17 protein-coding genes are annotated in these 16,400 nt (G+C 52.8%); 10 read left to right on the top strand and 7 right to left on the bottom strand.

Features of this window, described 5'->3' with window-relative positions; all coding sequences use genetic code 11:
• Window positions 1–11: 11 nt before the first annotated feature.
• From dcyD to HV229_RS10080, 5 genes are all read right to left on the bottom strand, one after another.
• Window positions 12–998, bottom strand: coding sequence for a D-cysteine desulfhydrase (dcyD, locus tag HV229_RS10100; RefSeq protein ID WP_181547462.1), 987 nt, complete (start codon window positions 996–998; stop codon window positions 12–14).
• A gap of 106 nt (window positions 999–1,104) precedes the next feature.
• Window positions 1,105–1,905 (bottom strand): cystine ABC transporter substrate-binding protein, encoded by an 801-nt coding sequence (gene tcyJ / locus HV229_RS10095; protein ID WP_016156835.1) that lies wholly within the window; start codon window positions 1,903–1,905, stop codon window positions 1,105–1,107.
• Between the two features lie 100 nt (window positions 1,906–2,005).
• A complete protein-coding gene (gene fliZ / locus HV229_RS10090) occupies window positions 2,006–2,557 on the bottom strand; it encodes a flagella biosynthesis regulatory protein FliZ (RefSeq protein WP_016153478.1) in 552 nt (183 codons plus the stop codon).
• Window positions 2,558–2,614: 57 nt separating this feature from the next.
• A complete protein-coding gene (gene fliA / locus HV229_RS10085) occupies window positions 2,615–3,334 on the bottom strand; it encodes an RNA polymerase sigma factor FliA (protein WP_016153479.1) in 720 nt (239 codons plus the stop codon).
• 162 nt (window positions 3,335–3,496) lie between these two features.
• Window positions 3,497–4,993 (bottom strand): flagellin, encoded by a 1,497-nt coding sequence (locus HV229_RS10080; RefSeq protein ID WP_181547460.1) that lies wholly within the window; start codon window positions 4,991–4,993, stop codon window positions 3,497–3,499.
• 255 nt (window positions 4,994–5,248) lie between these two features.
• Between HV229_RS10080 and fliD the strand changes: the two genes are divergently transcribed.
• The 4 genes from fliD to amyA all read left to right on the top strand — a co-directional run bounded on the left by fliD (window position 5,249) and on the right by amyA (window position 9,005).
• The gene (gene fliD / locus HV229_RS10075) at window positions 5,249–6,655 is read left to right on the top strand and encodes a flagellar filament capping protein FliD (protein WP_181547458.1); all 1,407 of its coding nucleotides are present in this window, start codon (window positions 5,249–5,251) and stop codon (window positions 6,653–6,655) included.
• A gap of 15 nt (window positions 6,656–6,670) precedes the next feature.
• Window positions 6,671–7,078 (top strand): flagellar export chaperone FliS, encoded by a 408-nt coding sequence (gene fliS / locus HV229_RS10070; RefSeq protein WP_047502078.1) that lies wholly within the window; start codon window positions 6,671–6,673, stop codon window positions 7,076–7,078.
• Window positions 7,078–7,449, top strand: coding sequence for a flagella biosynthesis regulatory protein FliT (gene fliT / locus HV229_RS10065; RefSeq protein WP_003030458.1), 372 nt, complete (start codon window positions 7,078–7,080; stop codon window positions 7,447–7,449). The genes fliS and fliT overlap by 1 nt, the downstream gene beginning before the upstream one ends.
• 68 nt (window positions 7,450–7,517) lie before the next feature.
• Window positions 7,518–9,005, top strand: a complete 1,488-nt coding sequence (amyA, locus tag HV229_RS10060; RefSeq protein WP_181547456.1) for an alpha-amylase — start codon at window positions 7,518–7,520, stop codon at window positions 9,003–9,005.
• Window positions 9,006–9,045: 40 nt separating this feature from the next.
• Here amyA and yedD read toward each other — a convergent pair whose 3' ends face one another.
• Complete coding sequence (gene yedD / locus HV229_RS10055) at window positions 9,046–9,459, bottom strand: lipoprotein YedD (protein WP_016153484.1); 414 nt, start codon at window positions 9,457–9,459, stop codon at window positions 9,046–9,048.
• Window positions 9,460–9,644: 185 nt separating this feature from the next.
• Between yedD and yedE the strand changes: the two genes are divergently transcribed.
• On the top strand, window positions 9,645–10,850 hold the full coding sequence (gene yedE / locus HV229_RS10050; protein WP_019077070.1) for a selenium metabolism membrane protein YedE/FdhT: 1,206 nt from the start codon (window positions 9,645–9,647) through the stop codon (window positions 10,848–10,850).
• Window positions 10,847–11,080: a sulfurtransferase-like selenium metabolism protein YedF gene (gene yedF, locus HV229_RS10045; protein WP_000790504.1), complete on the top strand. Its 234-nt coding sequence runs from the start codon at window positions 10,847–10,849 to the stop codon at window positions 11,078–11,080. Before yedE ends, yedF begins: the two co-directional genes overlap by 4 nt.
• Before the next feature lie 45 nt (window positions 11,081–11,125).
• On the opposite strand, the gene fliE is transcribed toward yedF, so the two are convergent.
• Entirely contained in the window at window positions 11,126–11,440 is a 315-nt protein-coding gene (gene fliE / locus HV229_RS10040; RefSeq protein WP_016153486.1) for a flagellar hook-basal body complex protein FliE, read from the bottom strand.
• Window positions 11,441–11,656: 216 nt separating this feature from the next.
• Between fliE and fliF the strand changes: the two genes are divergently transcribed.
• Genes fliF through fliI form a run of 4 tightly spaced genes read left to right on the top strand, consistent with a single transcriptional unit; the run spans window position 11,657 to window position 16,397 of the window.
• Window positions 11,657–13,339, top strand: coding sequence for a flagellar basal-body MS-ring/collar protein FliF (gene fliF / locus HV229_RS10035; RefSeq protein ID WP_016156841.1), 1,683 nt, complete (start codon window positions 11,657–11,659; stop codon window positions 13,337–13,339).
• Window positions 13,332–14,327 carry a flagellar motor switch protein FliG gene (gene fliG / locus HV229_RS10030; RefSeq protein WP_016153488.1) on the top strand — a complete coding sequence of 332 codons (996 nt, stop codon included), beginning with the start codon at window positions 13,332–13,334 and terminating at the stop codon, window positions 14,325–14,327. The genes fliF and fliG overlap by 8 nt, the downstream gene beginning before the upstream one ends.
• Window positions 14,320–15,027 carry a flagellar assembly protein FliH gene (gene fliH / locus HV229_RS10025; protein ID WP_016156842.1) on the top strand — a complete coding sequence of 236 codons (708 nt, stop codon included), beginning with the start codon at window positions 14,320–14,322 and terminating at the stop codon, window positions 15,025–15,027. Before fliG ends, fliH begins: the two co-directional genes overlap by 8 nt.
• Entirely contained in the window at window positions 15,027–16,397 is a 1,371-nt protein-coding gene (gene fliI / locus HV229_RS10020) for a flagellar protein export ATPase FliI (protein ID WP_016153490.1), read from the top strand. The genes fliH and fliI overlap by 1 nt, the downstream gene beginning before the upstream one ends.
• Window positions 16,398–16,400: the final 3 nt, after the last annotated feature.

The following is a 16,400-nucleotide window of genomic DNA, read 5'->3' as shown; positions in this document are numbered from 1 at the left end:
CTACCTGGTCGTTACACGTGAGGATGGTAGGCAAACAGCGCAGGTGCCCCACCAGTATGAATAAAGAGAATTGGCCCTTCATCCTTGAAGCGCTTCTGGCTAATGCCATCAATCAGACCCGCCATCGCCTTGCCGGTATACACCGGATCCAACAAAATACCTTCCAGGCGCGCCAGCAGTTTTACCGCCTCCATGCCCTCTTCGTTTGGCGTACCGTAGCCCGGCGCATAATAATCGTCCCATAACTGGATTTCCGCTGAGGCCGTCAGTTCCAGCTCCCGGGCAATATCCTGCTGCAGTACAACAACTTTGGGCTTTTGATCCGCCACGCTGCGTGAGACGGTCACGCCGATGAGTTCGACGTCTGGCATCAATTGCTCCAGGCCCACGGCCAGTCCGGCATGCGTTCCCGCACTGCCCGAGGCCACCACTACGGAAGAGAGCGAAACGGCCCCTTCACACTGTTGGGCAATTTCCAGCGCGCTTTCCACATAGCCCAGCGCACCCAGTGCATTGGAACCCCCAACCGGGATCACATACGGGCGGAACCCTTGCGCTTCAATCCGCGTCGCCAGATCCTGCAGCTGTGCATTCGGGTCGGTCAGCGCATCGCACATTTCAATTTGCGTATTAAACAGGTCCAACAGCAGACGGTTGCCATTGGTGAGATAGTTTTCGGCAGTGGTGCCTATCGGATTTTCCAACAGCGCCACGCAGTGCAGGCCTAGCTTAGCGGCGACCGCCGCCGTCTGGCGAACATGGTTAGACTGAATAGCACCCGCGGTTATCAGCGTATCCGCGCCTTCACGCAGCGCGTCTGCGGCCAGAAACTCCAGCTTACGCAGCTTATTGCCGCCCATAGCCATCGGCGTGACGTCATCGCGTTTAATGAAAATATCGCGCCCGAGGTAATCTGAGAGGCGCGGAAGATATTCGAGTGGCGTTGGCGCGCCAATAAATTCCAGACGTGGAAAGCGCGTTAAATTATGCAGCGGCATACAGCCTCCGGTATTCGTTGTTGTGATGTTCTTTTATTATGCACGTTCAGGCGCAATGAAATAAAAAAAGGCGCTGTTAAAGGCGCCTTTTTTCATCAGATGACGATTATTTCGTCACATCTGCTCCAAACCATTTTTCAGACAGGGCTTTCAGCGAACCGTCTTTCTGCATTTCAGCAATGGCTGCATCCACCGCTTTCAGCAGATCTTCATTGCCTTTACGCAGCGCCACGCCGGACTCCTGGCGGGAGAATGCTTCACCGGTAACGGCCAGCGTATCCTTGGTTTTTTTCACCAGATCCAGCGCGGCCAGACGGTCAACCAGGATGGCGTCGATACGACCTACGCGCAGATCCTGATATTTGGTCGGGTCATCATCATAGGTACGAATATCCACGCCCTGCACGTTCTGGCGCAACCACTCTTCATAGTTGGTTCCCAGACCCACGCCGACTTTTTTACCTTTCAGATCGGCAGCAGTCTTAATAACGCCTTCATTGCCTTTCTTCACCAGCGCCTGGATACCAGAGACCGTATACGGGGTAGAGAAATCGTATTTTTTCTTACGATCATCAGAGATAGTTACCTGGTTGATGACCACGTCAATGCGTTTGGAATCAAGAGATGCCAGCATACCGTCCCATTTGGTCGGCTTCAGCGTGGCTTTCACTCCGAGATGCTTGGCCAGTTCCTCGGCAAACTCCACTTCGAAACCGGTCAGTTTGCCGTCATCGCCCTGAAAACTAAACGGGGGATAGGTCCCTTCCAGGCCCACCAGCAGCGTGCCGCGCTCTTTAACTTTATTTAACAGACCTTCATCTGCATAAGTCTTCACGCTCATTCCGGCGACAAGTGCAACAGCCATTACACCCATCAGAGCCTGACGTCCCAGAAGTGCTAATTTCATAGTTACCCCGAATATTGTCATTATTGACTATCATTTATGACTACAGTGTAAAGCGTTTGCCGTGATCCACAAACACGACTCTGTTACACCTTATTCGTTTTTAATATATATCAGAACTGGCTGTCCAGGAGGATTTCTGCATATGTCCCATATGCGTATGGGCTTTAAACTGCTCATACTTACGCAAGGCGATGCGGTAATTGTTGGTGCTGGTTTCCGGCAGCCACGGGGCAAGGTTTTCGTCGAGAAAACCTTCCTGCAGCAGATCGTGAGAGATATTTTGTTCGGTCAGATGATTCCCGAGGCGACGCAGGCGCACAACGTATTCGCGTACCGTGCCGTGACTCATTTCGGTCTGCTCGAATAAAAATTGCTTGAAGCCTATAATGTCAAAAAAGTCGCTCTGCTCTTTGCAGTGCAAATCACCACAAAAGCGACACAGTGCCACCCACTCTTTTTTCTCCTGTTCCCACTCTGCTTCATTCAGCAACGTGTCCAGTCGGGCGATGGCGATTTTATTCACAATTTGCCCGCGGCGAACCAGCGTGATCCTGTCGAGCAACTTAAAGCAATGGGCGCAATGCGTCTGGCTGTGTTTGAAATCTTTGAGGTAGCGGCTTAGAGGCCGTCTTTTTGATTGCTGCACCGTCATGAGAACTCCTGGTAGTCAATTCGTAATGCGGCATTGTTCAGGGGTAATGATGTACCCCTATAGCTTACCCAGCTTGGTGCGTAGACGTTTGATGGCCTGACTGTGCAACTGGCTAACCCGTGACTCCCCCACTTCCAGTACCGCGCCAATCTCTTTCAGATTCAGCTCTTCCTGGTAGTACAGCGTTAACACCAGCTTTTCGCGTTCCGGCAACGCTTCGATGGCGTCCATCACGCGCTGGCGGAGGTTCCCCTCAAGTAGCTGCTGTAACGGGTTTTCCTGCTGATGTTCTTCCGTCACCAGCTCAATACTATCGCCATGCTCTTCCCGCCACTCGTCGTAGGAGAAGAGTTGGCTATTATTGGTATCAAGCAACATCTGACGATACTCTTGCACAGGAATAGCCAGACGCTCCGCCACTTCGGTTTCCGTCGCGTTACGCCCTAATTCCTGCTCCAGTTGCCCCATCGCCTGTGCCACTTCGCGAGCATTGCGCCGAACGCTACGCGGCACCCAATCCCGGCTACGTAGTTCGTCCAGCATCGCTCCACGAATACGCTGCACTGCGTAAGTGGTAAATGCCGTTCCTTGCAAAGCGTCATATCGGTCGACTGCATTCAATAACCCGATGCCGCCCGCTTGTAGCAGGTCATCCAGTTCTACGCTCGCCGGCAAACGCACCTGAAGGCGCAATGCTTCGTGACGCACCAACGGTACATAACGCTGCCACAGCGAGTGTTTATCCATTACACCTTCAGCGGTATACAGTGAATTCACGATAAACAGCCCTGCGTTAAATGAGTTATCGGCATGATTATCCGTTTCTGCAGGGGTTTTAATCGGGTGAATAGTGGGTGAAATGGGGGGTTATTTGGGGGTTACGGGTAAAGCTGAATGTAAAAAACCCCGCCGGAGCGGGGTTTGCGCGATAAGCGTAAATTAACGCAGCAGAGACAGTACGTTCTGCGGAACCTGGTTGGCCTGTGCCAGTACAGAAGTACCTGCTTGTTGCAGGATCTGTGCTTTGGACATGTTAGACACTTCGGTCGCGTAGTCAGCATCTTCGATACGGCTACGAGCTGAAGACAGGTTGTTTACAGTGTTACCCAAGTTGGTGATAGTGGAATCAAAACGGTTCTGCACCGCACCGAGGTCAGAACGCAGTGCATCAACCTGAGCCAGCGCCTTATCAATTGTCTCCAAAGGATTAGCTGTCGCTTTCTTGGCAACACTTTCAGTAACTAGAGTCGCTTTACCAGCCTGATTCTGGCTCAGGAACATCGCAACACCACCGTTGGTAACTTTGCTACCATCAGCTGAAACATCATAAACTTTGCCATCAATAGTCAGAGCGCTACCAGTTTTAGTACCTGCAGATTTGAGGTCAGCAACTGTAGCAGCTAAGTTAGTTTCAGCACTTTTAGTTGTTAACTTACCAGATACAGATGAGGTATAGACACTCTCGCTAGATTTTAATGTTGAGTTGGCTAAGTCAGCGCCTGCTGTAGTAAATGTAACAACACTGCCGCCAATGTTTGCAGTGAAGGTACCATGACCGTCAGCACTTGCATCGGAACCACTTACAGTAAAGTCAATACCTGCAGCGTTGAATGTCTGACCAACTTTTAAATCTTTAGCAGCGGTTGCAATAGCCACAGCGTCAGCATCAGCAGCAGCGGTTGCTGTTGTGGAATATTTAGCTGCTCCGTTCGTTTTAGTCGCATCTTTAACCAATGCGCCTGTTTTTGCATCTACAAACTTAGCTTCAAAACCACCAACTCCATCATCGCCAGTTACTGCACCTGTTTTCAGATCAACACGAAATTCTTTTCCACCCACGGTATAAGCATCATAACCAGTAGCGTCAAACTTAGACACTAAATCGCTACCTGTCGCTGCTTTTGAGCCATTGACGTTAAAACCGTCCATTCCCAGAGTTTTGGAGTCAATCTTTTTTAGGTCAATAGAGATGGTTTCACCATCATTTGCACCGACCTGGATTTTCAGAGTGTTATCCTGAGCCAGTACTTTCACGCCGTTAAACTGAGTCTGGCCGGATACGCGGTCAATCTCACTTAAACGTTGAGTGATTTCGTTCTGGATAGAGGTCAGGTCGCTATCAGAGTTTGAACCATTCGTTGCCTGAACAGAGAGTTCACGAACACGCTGCAGGTTATTATTGATTTCATTCAGCGCGCCTTCAGTGGTCTGCGCGATGGAGATACCGTCGTTGGCGTTACGAGAAGCCTGAGTCAGACCTTTGATGTTTGCGGTGAAGCGGTTAGCAATCGCCTGACCAGCTGCATCATCTTTCGCGCTGTTGATACGCAGACCAGAGGACAGACGTTCGATAGCGGAGCTCAGAGTAGACTGAGATTTGTTCAGGTTGTTTTGGGTCAACAGCGACAGGCTGTTTGTATTGATGACTTGTGCCATGATCTTTTCCTTATCAATTACAACTTGATGTTATTGGGCTGTTGCCCACGGTTTCTCACCGTAACCCATGTATCGGCACCTTAATTTCGAACTTTAGAAAATTTTTACTTTCCGCCCTCTTTTTTCTTAGCCTCCGAAATACCCGCATTATGCCCCACTATTCTGCGCATTATTTTTGCAAAACTATTATTAAACTTTGCGCGCAGATTGCCGATAACCCGCTTAACTACTGTTTGCAATCACAAGGAATTAGGCATGCCTTCATTTACATCATTGGGCGTCGGCTCAAACTTACCACTGGATACATTGCTGACAAACCTGACTACTGCTGAAAAAAAACGTTTAACTCCAATTACCCAACAGCAGAGTTCCAATACTGCACGGCTAACAGCCTACGGCACGCTGAAAAGCGCGCTGGAAAAATTCCAGACAGCAAATACAACACTGAACAGTGCCGATCTATTTAAAAGTACTACCGTAACCAGCAGCACAGAAGATCTGACGGCCACGACCTCCGCCGGTGCAGCACCGGGGACCTATATGATCAGCGTAACGCAACTTGCGCAGGCGCAATCATTAAGTACCAAAAGCGGTATCAGTTCGATGAAAGAGGCGTTAGGTGACACTTCCTCAGACAGCCGTACCATTAAAATTGAGCAAAAAGGCCGTAAAGAACCGCTGGAAATTAAACTCAGCAAAGACCAAACGTCGCTGGAAGGAATTCGAGATGCTATTAACGACGCCGACAGCGGTATTTCCGCCAGCATCGTTAAAGTTAAAGAAAATGATTACCAACTGGTATTAACGGCCGATAGCGGTGTCGATAATAAGATGACCATTTCCGTCAGCGGCGACAGTAAGCTCAATGATTTACTGGCCTACGACAGCACCGCCGGCAGCGGAAATATGAAACAGCTGGTGGAAGCAAAAAATGCGTTATTGAAAGTTAATGGTATTGATATTGAACGCCCAAGCAACACCATTACCGATGCCCCGCAGGGCGTAACGCTGAATCTGACTAAAGAAGTCACCGACGCGCGAATCACCGTCACCAAGAGCAATGATAAAGCAACCGAAGCAATCAAAGGTTGGGTGGATGCCTATAACTCGTTGCTGGATACGTTTTCAACGCTGACCAAATACACTGAAGTTGATCCGGGAGCCGAAGCACAAGATAAAAATAACGGTGCGCTGATCGGCGACAGCGCGGTACGCACTATCCAGATAGGCATTCGCGCCCAGTTTTCCAATGGTGCCAGCGATGGTGCATTCAAAACGTTGGGTGAAATCGGTATTACCACCGACGGTACCTCAGGCAAGCTGAAAATTGACGACACCAAGTTGGAAAAAGCGCTGAAAGATAACACCGCAGCGACTCGTCAATTACTGGTTGGTGATGGTAAAGAAACCGGTATTACCACCAAAATCGCCACCGAAGTAAAAGGTTACCTGGCTGATGACGGCATTATTGACGTTGCCCAGGACAATATTAACGCCACGCTGAAAAAACTGACCAAACAGTATCTGGCCGTCAGCAACAGCATCGACGATACCGTCGCGCGCTATAAAGCGCAGTTTACGCAGCTGGACACCATGATGAGCAAGCTGAACAGCACCAGTAACTATCTGGGCCAGCAATTTACGGCGATGAGTAATTCCTGATAACACGAGGTAAGTATGTATACCGCGAGCGGTACCAAAGCCTATGCACAGGTCAGCATAGAGAGTGGCGTAATGAGCGCCAGCCCGCATCAGCTGATTGAAATGTTGTTTGATGGCGCGAACAGCGCCCTGGTGCGCGCTCGCCTGTTTATGCAACAGGGTGATATCGTCGCCAAAGGTGAGGCGTTAAGTAAAGCCATTAATATTATCGACAATGGCCTGAAGGCAGGACTTGATCAAGAGAATGGCGGCGAAATCGCCACCAATCTGTCTTCTCTGTATGACTATATGATTCGCCGTTTACTGCAAGCTAACTTGCGTAATGATTGTCAGGCCATTGAAGAAGTCGAAGGGTTACTCGGCAACATTGCAGATGCCTGGAAACAGATCTCACCGAAAGCATCTTCCCAGGAGTCTCGTTAATGACCTCAGCCGTGGAGTTTATCAACCGTTGGCAGCGCATCGCGCTGCTCAGTCACTCACTGCTGGAACTGGCGCAGCGCGGTGAATGGGACCTTTTACTGGAACAGGAAGTTACCTATCTGCAAAGTATTGAAGTGGTCATGGAAGAGCAAACTCCACCAGGCATTACGCGAAGTATTCAGGATTTAGTGGCCGGGTACATTAAACAGACGCTGGATAACGAACAACTGCTCAAAACATTGTTGCAGCAGCGTCTGGATGAACTCAGCAATCTCATCGGTCAGTCGACGCGCCAAAAGACGCTAAATAACGCTTATGGCCGTCTTTCCGGCATGCTGTTAGTTCCCGACGCCCCCACTGCCCCACAATAATTTCCCGTCTCGTCTGAATAATCTTCCATACTCCAGAGGTCGGCCAAACGACTTCTGGAGCACGGAAGATGAAAAATCCCACGTTATTGCAGTATTTTCACTGGTATTACCCCGAGGGCGGTCAACTCTGGCCCGAACTTGCCGAACGCGCAGGTGGACTCAATGACATCGGCATCAATATGGTGTGGTTACCTCCCGCTTATAAAGGCGCATCCGGCGGCTATTCCGTTGGCTACGACTCCTACGATCTGTTTGATCTGGGCGAATTCGACCAAAAGGGAACCGTCGCCACTAAATATGGCGATAAAAACCAGCTGCTGGCGGCGATAGACGCGCTAAAACACAATGATATTGCCGTACTGCTTGACGTGGTGGTTAACCACAAAATGGGTGCAGATGAGAAAGAGAATATTCGTGTCCAGCGGGTTAACGCCGAGGACCGCACGCAAATAGACGATGAGATCGTCGAATGCGAAGGCTGGACGCGCTACACCTTCCCTGCCCGCGCGGGCCAGTACTCGCAATTCATTTGGGATTTTAAATGCTTCAGCGGTATTGACCATATCGAAAACCCAACCGAAGACGGCATTTTTAAAATCGTGAACGACTACACCGGCGAAGGCTGGAACGATCAGGTTGATGATGAGTTGGGTAATTTTGATTATCTGATGGGCGAAAACATCGATTTTCGCAATCACGCCGTAACTGAGGAGATCAAATACTGGGCGCGTTGGGTGATGGAGCAAACCCAGTGTGACGGCTTTCGTTTAGATGCCGTGAAACATATTCCGGCATGGTTTTATAAAGAGTGGATTGAGCATGTGCAGGAAGTCGCCCCCAAGCCGCTGTTTATCGTCGCGGAATACTGGTCGCATGAAGTCGACAAGCTGCAAACCTACATTAATCAGGTGGAGGGGAAAACTATGCTATTCGACGCCCCTTTACAGATGAAATTCCACGAAGCCTCCCGTCAGGGACGCGATTACGACATGAGTCAGATTTTCACCGACACCCTGGTGGAAGCCGATCCGTTTCATGCCGTCACGCTGGTGGCCAATCACGACACTCAGCCCTTGCAGGCGCTGGAAGCCCCTGTCGAAGCGTGGTTTAAGCCGCTGGCCTATGCGCTGATCCTGTTGCGCGAAAACGGCGTGCCGTCAGTGTTTTATCCTGACCTCTACGGAGCGCATTACGAAGACACCGGCGGCGATGGCGAAACCTATCCTATCGACATGCCGATCATTGAACAGCTTGATGAACTGATCCTCGCGCGCCAGCGCTTCGCACACGGGGTACAGACGCTCTTTTTCGATCACCCTAACTGTATCGCTTTTAGCCGCAGCGGAACGGACGACGATCCCGGCTGTGTGGTTGTTCTGTCTAACGGCGATGACGGGGAAAAGACCATCAATCTCGGTGCGAATTACGGGAATAAAACCTGGCGCGACTATCTGGGAAATCGCGAAGAAAGCGTGGTCACCGATGAAAACGGTGAAGCGACGTTTTATTGCAACGGCGGTAGCGTCAGCGTGTGGGTGATTGAAGACGTGTTATAAAGCTCAACCCCGGTGGCCGTTGGCTACCGGGGCGTATAGCTTATGGCAGTGGCGTGGCCAGCGGCGTTTTCTTTAACGCGTCAGCACATTCCTGCGTCGGGCGGTCGACCCGCTGCAGCGTCATACCGTCATATTCCAGCGTATTGCCTTCCCGCTCAATCTCATACAGCTCGCGTTTCACCGTCACGTTGGTGAGATCGCCAGAGATCATCGTCAGTTTCCCCGGCAGCGCGATCACTCGCTGCCACTGGCGACAATCCAGCGTGTCGCCCTCTTTTGTTACCACCAGGCTGGCAATCGCTTCCGGGCTCACCAGACTGCGTTGCGGACCTTTTGACTGCCAGTATCCTTCCAGACCGGCTGGCGCTGGCGTTTTCACCACGTCGTTATAATTTTCTACTTCGGCGCATCCGGTAAGCGCCAGAAATACAGCAACGATTGCTAATTTTTTCATCATTCATCCTGCATGCGAAGAAAATGGGATTGTGGCATTAAAGGCCTGATGTCGCCAGCCTTTCGGCAGTGTCGAGAAAGATTGATCCAGACGGTGTTACCTCTTATTACTCATAGTCAAAAATTCTGATCGGTGTAGTATCCACACTTCTTGTTACATACCTTCTGAGTTCAGAGGCACAACGCATGTCATGGCAACACTTCAAACAGGCCTGGTTAATTAAATTTTGGGCCCCCGCCCCTGCGGTCATCGCAGCGGGTATTCTCTCTACCTACTATTTCGGCATTACGGGAACCTTCTGGGCCGTTACCGGCGAATTCACTCGCTGGGGTGGTCAAATCCTGCAACTGTTCGGCGTTCACGCCGAAGAATGGGGATACTACAAGCTGATCCATCTCGAAGGCTCACCCCTGACCCGCATTGACGGCATGATGATCCTCGGTATGTTCGGGGGCTGTTTTGCTGCCGCATTGTGGGCAAACAACGTCAAATTACGCATGCCGCGCAGTCGGGTGCGCATTATGCAGGCGATAGTCGGCGGAATGATTGCCGGATTCGGCGCCCGGCTGGCAATGGGCTGTAACCTGGCCGCATTCTTCACCGGTATTCCACAGTTCTCGCTACACGCCTGGTTTTTCGCCCTGGCAACGGCTATTGGCTCATGGTTTGGCGCACGCTTTACCCTGCTGCCGATGTTTCGTATTCCGGTTAAAATGCAGAAAGTCTCCGCCGCTTCTCCGTTAACGCAAAAGCCGGATCAGGCCCGTCGCCGTTTCCGCCTCGGCATGCTGGTGTTTATCGCCATGATCGGCTGGGCGCTCCTCACTGCGATGGATAAGCCCAAACTTGGTTTGGCCATGCTGTTCGGCGTCGGGTTCGGGCTGCTGATTGAACGGGCGCAAATCTGCTTCACCTCCGCCTTCCGCGACCTGTGGATTTCCGGTCGCACCCATATGGCGAAAGCGATCATCTTCGGGATGGCGGTCAGCGCCATTGGTATCTTTAGCTACGTGCAACTGGGCGTCGAGCCTAAAATCATGTGGGCAGGTCCGAATGCGGTGATCGGCGGCTTGCTGTTCGGCTTCGGCATTGTTCTGGCGGGCGGGTGTGAAACGGGCTGGATGTACCGCGCCGTTGAAGGCCAGGTGCATTACTGGTGGGTGGGTCTGGGCAACGTTATTGGCTCGACCATTCTGGCCTACTACTGGGATGATTTTGCTCCTGCACTTGCCACCAATTGGGACAAAGTGAATCTGCTCAACACCTTCGGCCCGCTCGGTGGCCTGCTGGTAACCTATCTGCTGTTATTTACCGCGCTGATGCTCATCATCGGCTGGGAAAAACGCTTCTTCCGTCGCGCTGGGCTGACGCCTGCCAAGGAGTCTGTATGAAAAATATCGTGCCTGATTATCGCCTCGATATGGTCGGCGAGCCGTGTCCGTATCCGGCTGTCGCCACACTGGAAGCGATGCCGCAATTGAAGAAAGGTGAGATTCTGGAAGTGGTGAGCGATTGCCCGCAGTCAATCAACAATATTCCACTGGATGCGCGTAATCACGGCTATACGGTGCTGGATATTCAGCAGGATGGTCCAACGATTCGTTATTTAATTCAGAAGTAATGCGATTCTCCCGTTGCCCGACGCAGCGGGAGAATGTTCGGCTTGCTACACCTGCATCGACATTACTTCCTGATACGCCGACACCAGTTTGTTGCGCACCTGGATCCCCATCTGCATCGATACCGACGCTTTTTGCATATCGGTCATCACATCGTTCAGCGCAATACCCGGTTCACCGAGGGTAAATTTCTCAGCCTGCACACGGGACGCGGTTTGTACATCGCTGATCCTGTCTAACGCCGCATGCAGTTGACCGGCAAAGCTCACGGTCGGTTGTGGCTGCATATCCTGCATTTTTGCTGACATCGCCGTGGTCTGTAGCTGGCTGATGACCCCTTCAATCCCCTGTATTGCCGACATTCTGATCCCCTGGATAATTTTTTACGTAGTTGAGATTACCAGTTAGTCAATAAGATAAAGGCGTTAAATAACGATAAAAAACCACGGTTTTTAACGCATAGAAAAATTCGAAACCGCAAATAATGAGACCGTCAATTTTTCGAGTTTGCTGACCCGGGAGTGAGTCTTGTTCCACTTTGCAAAAAACGCCGTCCACGATAAGCCACGAGGTGCGAGATGAGTGCGACAGCATCGACTGCAACCCAGCTTAAACCTCTCGAGTGGTTAAACCGCCTGCGCGCGAATCCCAGAATTCCTCTGATTGTGGCGGGAGCCGCTGCCGTCGCGATCATCGTGGCGATGGTCCTGTGGGCCAAAGCACCTGACTACCGCACGCTGTTCAGCAATCTTTCCGATCAGGATGGTGGCGCGATCGTCACCCAACTGACGCAGATGAACGTTCCCTACCGTTTTACTGAGGGAAGCGGCGCCATTGAAGTTCCTGCCGATAAAGTCCACGAACTGCGTTTACGTCTGGCGCAGCAAGGTCTGCCCAAAGGCGGCGCGGTGGGTTTTGAACTGCTGGATCAGGAAAAGTTTGGTATCAGCCAGTTTAGCGAGCAGGTCAACTACCAGCGCGCGCTGGAAGGTGAATTAGCCCGTACGATTGAAACGTTGGGACCGGTAAAACGCGCCCGCGTGCATCTGGCTATGCCGAAACCGTCGCTGTTTGTGCGTGAGCAAAAAGCGCCTTCAGCCTCCGTCACCGTCAATCTGGAACCGGGTCGCGCGCTGGATGAAGGTCAGATCAGTGCGGTCACGCATCTGGTTTCCAGCGCTGTTGCAGGCTTGCCGCCGGGCAACGTTACGCTGGTCGACCAGGCGGGGCATCTGTTAACCCAGTCAAATACCAGTAGCCGCGATCTTAACGATGCGCAGCTGAAATACGCCAGCGACGTCGAAGGCCGCGTTCAGCGTCGTATCGAATCAATTCTGTCGCCGATTGTCGGCAACGGTAACGTACATGCGCAGGTTACCGCGCAGCTGGATTTTGCCAACAAAGAGCAAACCGAAGAACAGTACCGTCCAAACGGTGATGAGTCCCAGGCCGTGCTGCGTTCTCGTCAGTTGAACGTCAGTGAGCAGGTCGGTAGCGGAGCACCAGGCGGCGTACCGGGCGCGTTGTCAAATCAGCCCGCTCCGGCAAATACTGCGCCAATCGCCAACCCACCCGCTAATCAGCAAAACGCGCAAAATACGCAAAACGCACAGACGGCGAATAACAGTAATAATGCCGGCCCGCGCAATACTCAGCGCAATGAAACCAGCAACTATGAAGTTGACCGCACCATTCGCCATACCAAAATGAACGTTGGCGATGTGCAGCGTCTTTCGGTGGCTGTTGTGGTCAACTACAAAACGTTACCAGACGGCAAACCGTTGCCGTTAACAGCCGAGCAGATGAAACAGATTGAGGATCTAACCCGCGAAGCGATGGGATTCTCCGACAAACGTGGCGATACCCTGAACGTGGTGAACTCTCCCTTCACGGCGACCGACGATTCCATTGGCGAGCTACCGTTCTGGAAACAGCCGTTCTTTATTGATCAGTTAATGTCCGCAGGTCGTTGGTTGCTGGTTCTGCTGGTGGCGTGGATCCTGTGGCGGAAAGCCGTTCGTCCGCAGTTGGTCCGTCGCAGCGAAGAAGCGAAAGCCGTACAAGAACAAACGCGTGTCCGTCAGGAAACCGAAGAAGCGGTAGAAGTTCGCCTCAGCAAAGACGAACAAACCCAGCAGCGTCGTACTAATCAGCGTCTGGGAGCAGAAGTCATGAGTCAGCGTATTCGTGAAATGTCAGATAACGATCCGCGCGTCGTGGCGCTGGTCATTCGCCAGTGGATGAGTAACGATCATGAGTAATCTTACCGGTACCGATAAAAGCGTCATCCTGCTGATGACCATTGGCGAAGATCGCGCGGCGGAGGTGTTTAAGCACCTTTCCACGCGCGAAGTTCAGGCGCTCAGTACGGCGATGGCCAACGTTCGCCAGATTTCCAACAAGCAGTTGACGGAAGTGCTGGCCGAATTTGAACAAGAAGCCGAACAGTTTGCCGCGCTGAATATCAACGCCAACGAATATCTGCGCTCCGTGCTGGTGAAAGCGCTGGGCGAGGAACGTGCCTCCAGTCTGCTGGAAGATATTCTGGAAACCCGCGATACCACCAGCGGCATTGAAACGCTTAACTTTATGGAGCCGCAAAGCGCCGCCGACCTTATCCGCGACGAGCATCCGCAGATTATCGCCACCATTCTGGTGCACCTCAAGCGGGGCCAGGCTGCCGATATACTGGCGCTGTTCGACGAGCGTTTACGTCACGACGTGATGCTGCGTATCGCCACTTTTGGCGGCGTACAGCCTGCCGCGCTGGCAGAACTGACCGAGGTACTCAACGGCCTGCTCGATGGCCAGAACCTCAAGCGCAGCAAAATGGGCGGCGTGAGAACGGCGGCAGAAATTATCAACCTGATGAAAACCCAGCAGGAAGAAGCGGTTATTACCGCCGTACGCGAATTCGACGGCGAGCTGGCGCAGAAAATTATCGACGAGATGTTCCTGTTCGAGAACCTGGTGGATGTCGACGATCGCAGTATCCAGCGCCTGCTGCAGGAAGTGGATTCCGAATCGTTGCTGATTGCCCTGAAAGGTGCCGAACAGCCGCTGCGCGAGAAGTTCCTGCGCAACATGTCGCAACGTGCTGCCGATATTCTGCGCGACGACCTCGCCAACCGCGGTCCGGTGCGTTTGTCGCAGGTGGAAAACGAACAGAAAGCCATTCTGCTTATTGTGCGTCGTCTGGCGGAAACCGGCGAGATGGTGATAGGCAGCGGCGAGGATACCTATGTCTAACGAACTGCCGTGGAAAGTCTGGACCCCGGACGACCTCGCCCCACCGATGGCGGAGTTCGTACTGGCTGACCACAGCGAAAACCCGCTGTCAGAAGAAACAGAAGAACCAGAGCTTTCCGCAGAGCAACAGCTTGAACAGCAGCTTGCACAGCTGCAACTGCAGGCCCATGAGCAAGGCTATAACGCGGGTCTGGCGGAAGGTCGACAAAAAGGCCACGAACAAGGTTATCAGGAAGGTCTGAGTCAGGGGCTGGAGCAAGGCCAGAACCAGGCGCGCGCTCAGCATGCGCCGATCCATGCCCGCATGCAGCAACTGGTGAGCGAGTTTCAGAATACGCTGGACGCACTGGACAGCGTCATTGCCTCGCGTCTGATGCAAATGGCTCTGGAAGCTGCGCGTCAGGTTATAGGTCAGACGCCTATTGTGGATAACGCTGCGCTGATTAAACAAATCCAACAGCTGTTACAGCAAGAACCGCTGTTTAGCGGTAAACCGCAGCTACGCGTACATCCGGACGATCTCCAGCGTGTAGAAGAAATGCTCGGTGCGACCCTCAGCCTGCACGGCTGGCGGCTGCGCGGTGATCCGACGCTGCATCACGGCGGCTGTAAAGTCTCAGCCGATGAAGGCGATCTGGATGCCAGCGTCGCCACGCGCTGGCAAGAACTCTGCCGTCTGGCAGCACCGGGAGTCGTGTAATGACCACTCGCCTGACTCGCTGGCTCAATACGCTGGACAGCTTCGAAGAGAAAATGTCGCTGCTGCCTGCGGTGCGCCGTTACGGTCGCCTGACCCGCGCCACTGGGCTGGTGCTGGAGGCCACGGGATTACAGTTGCCGCTGGGCGCCACCTGCGTTATTGAACGCCAGGACGGCAACGAAACCCAGGAGGTCGAAAGTGAAGTTGTGGGCTTTAACGGTCAGCGTCTGTTTCTGATGCCCCTCGAAGAGGTTGAAGGCGTTCTGCCCGGCGCACGCGTGTACGCAAAAAACATTGCCGGAGAAGGTCTGCAAAGCGGGAAGCAATTACCGCTTGGCCCTGCATTGCTGGGTCGGGTGCTGGACGGTAGCGGCAAACCGCTCGACGGTCTGCCCGCCCCGGATACCACCGAAACCGGGGCGCTGATTACGCCGCCGTTTAACCCGCTACAACGCACCGCGATTGAACACGTCCTGGATACCGGCGTACGTCCCATCAACGCGTTGTTAACCGTCGGTCGCGGTCAGCGTATGGGACTTTTCGCGGGCTCCGGTGTCGGTAAAAGCGTTCTGCTCGGCATGATGGCGCGCTATACCCAGGCCGATGTTATCGTCGTGGGTCTGATTGGCGAACGTGGTCGCGAAGTTAAAGATTTTATTGAAAATATTCTCGGTACCGACGGTCGTGCACGCTCGGTGGTGATTGCTGCTCCCGCAGATGTCTCGCCGCTGTTACGTATGCAAGGCGCGGCCTATGCCACGCGTATCGCCGAAGATTTTCGCGATCGTGGACAGCACGTATTGCTAATTATGGATTCCCTCACCCGCTATGCGATGGCGCAACGTGAGATCGCCCTGGCGATCGGAGAGCCGCCAGCAACGAAAGGTTATCCCCCCTCAGTATTCGCCAAATTACCGGCGCTGGTCGAACGTGCCGGGAACGGTATTCACGGCGGTGGTTCCGTTACCGCGTTTTACACGGTACTGACCGAAGGTGACGACCAGCAGGACCCCATTGCGGATTCCGCGCGCGCGATTCTGGACGGCCACATTGTGCTGTCCCGTCATCTGGCCGAGGCGGGTCACTATCCGGCCATCGATATTGAAGCTTCGATCAGCCGCGCCATGACCGCGCTTATTAGTGAACAACACTATGCGCGGGTACGAAACTTTAAACAGCTGCTATCCAGCTTCCAGCGCAACCGCGATCTGGTCAGCGTGGGGGCGTATGCCAAAGGCAGCGATCCCATGCTGGATAAAGCCATCGCCCTATGGCCACAACTGGAAGCATTCTTACAGCAAGGCATTTTTGAACGGGCGGACTGGGAAGATTCTCTGCACGCGTTAGAACTGATTTTCCCTGGTGTGTGAGTA

This window comes from Citrobacter sp. RHBSTW-00524, from assembly GCF_013747755.1.
GTDB lineage: Bacteria > Pseudomonadota > Gammaproteobacteria > Enterobacterales > Enterobacteriaceae > Citrobacter > Citrobacter braakii.
The sequence above is the reverse complement of the archived record's forward strand: the minus strand, read 5'-3'. Positions and strand labels throughout refer to the sequence as shown.

Coding starts and splice junctions, on each gene's coding strand:
- yedF (WP_000790504.1), top strand. CDS start 10,847: ATGAAAAATATCGTGCCTGATTATCGCCTCGATATGGTCGGCGAGCCG.
- fliT (WP_003030458.1), top strand. CDS start 7,078: ATGACCTCAGCCGTGGAGTTTATCAACCGTTGGCAGCGCATCGCGCTG.
- fliI (WP_016153490.1), top strand. CDS start 15,027: ATGACCACTCGCCTGACTCGCTGGCTCAATACGCTGGACAGCTTCGAA.
- fliG (WP_016153488.1), top strand. CDS start 13,332: ATGAGTAATCTTACCGGTACCGATAAAAGCGTCATCCTGCTGATGACC.
- yedD (WP_016153484.1), bottom strand. CDS start 9,459: ATGAAAAAATTAGCAATCGTTGCTGTATTTCTGGCGCTTACCGGATGC.
- fliS (WP_047502078.1), top strand. CDS start 6,671: ATGTATACCGCGAGCGGTACCAAAGCCTATGCACAGGTCAGCATAGAG.
- fliD (WP_181547458.1), top strand. CDS start 5,249: ATGCCTTCATTTACATCATTGGGCGTCGGCTCAAACTTACCACTGGAT.
- fliF (WP_016156841.1), top strand. CDS start 11,657: ATGAGTGCGACAGCATCGACTGCAACCCAGCTTAAACCTCTCGAGTGG.
- HV229_RS10080 (WP_181547460.1), bottom strand. CDS start 4,993: ATGGCACAAGTCATCAATACAAACAGCCTGTCGCTGTTGACCCAAAAC.
- yedE (WP_019077070.1), top strand. CDS start 9,645: ATGTCATGGCAACACTTCAAACAGGCCTGGTTAATTAAATTTTGGGCC.
- fliE (WP_016153486.1), bottom strand. CDS start 11,440: ATGTCGGCAATACAGGGGATTGAAGGGGTCATCAGCCAGCTACAGACC.
- dcyD (WP_181547462.1), bottom strand. CDS start 998: ATGCCGCTGCATAATTTAACGCGCTTTCCACGTCTGGAATTTATTGGC.
- fliH (WP_016156842.1), top strand. CDS start 14,320: ATGTCTAACGAACTGCCGTGGAAAGTCTGGACCCCGGACGACCTCGCC.
- tcyJ (WP_016156835.1), bottom strand. CDS start 1,905: ATGAAATTAGCACTTCTGGGACGTCAGGCTCTGATGGGTGTAATGGCT.
- fliZ (WP_016153478.1), bottom strand. CDS start 2,557: ATGACGGTGCAGCAATCAAAAAGACGGCCTCTAAGCCGCTACCTCAAA.
- amyA (WP_181547456.1), top strand. CDS start 7,518: ATGAAAAATCCCACGTTATTGCAGTATTTTCACTGGTATTACCCCGAG.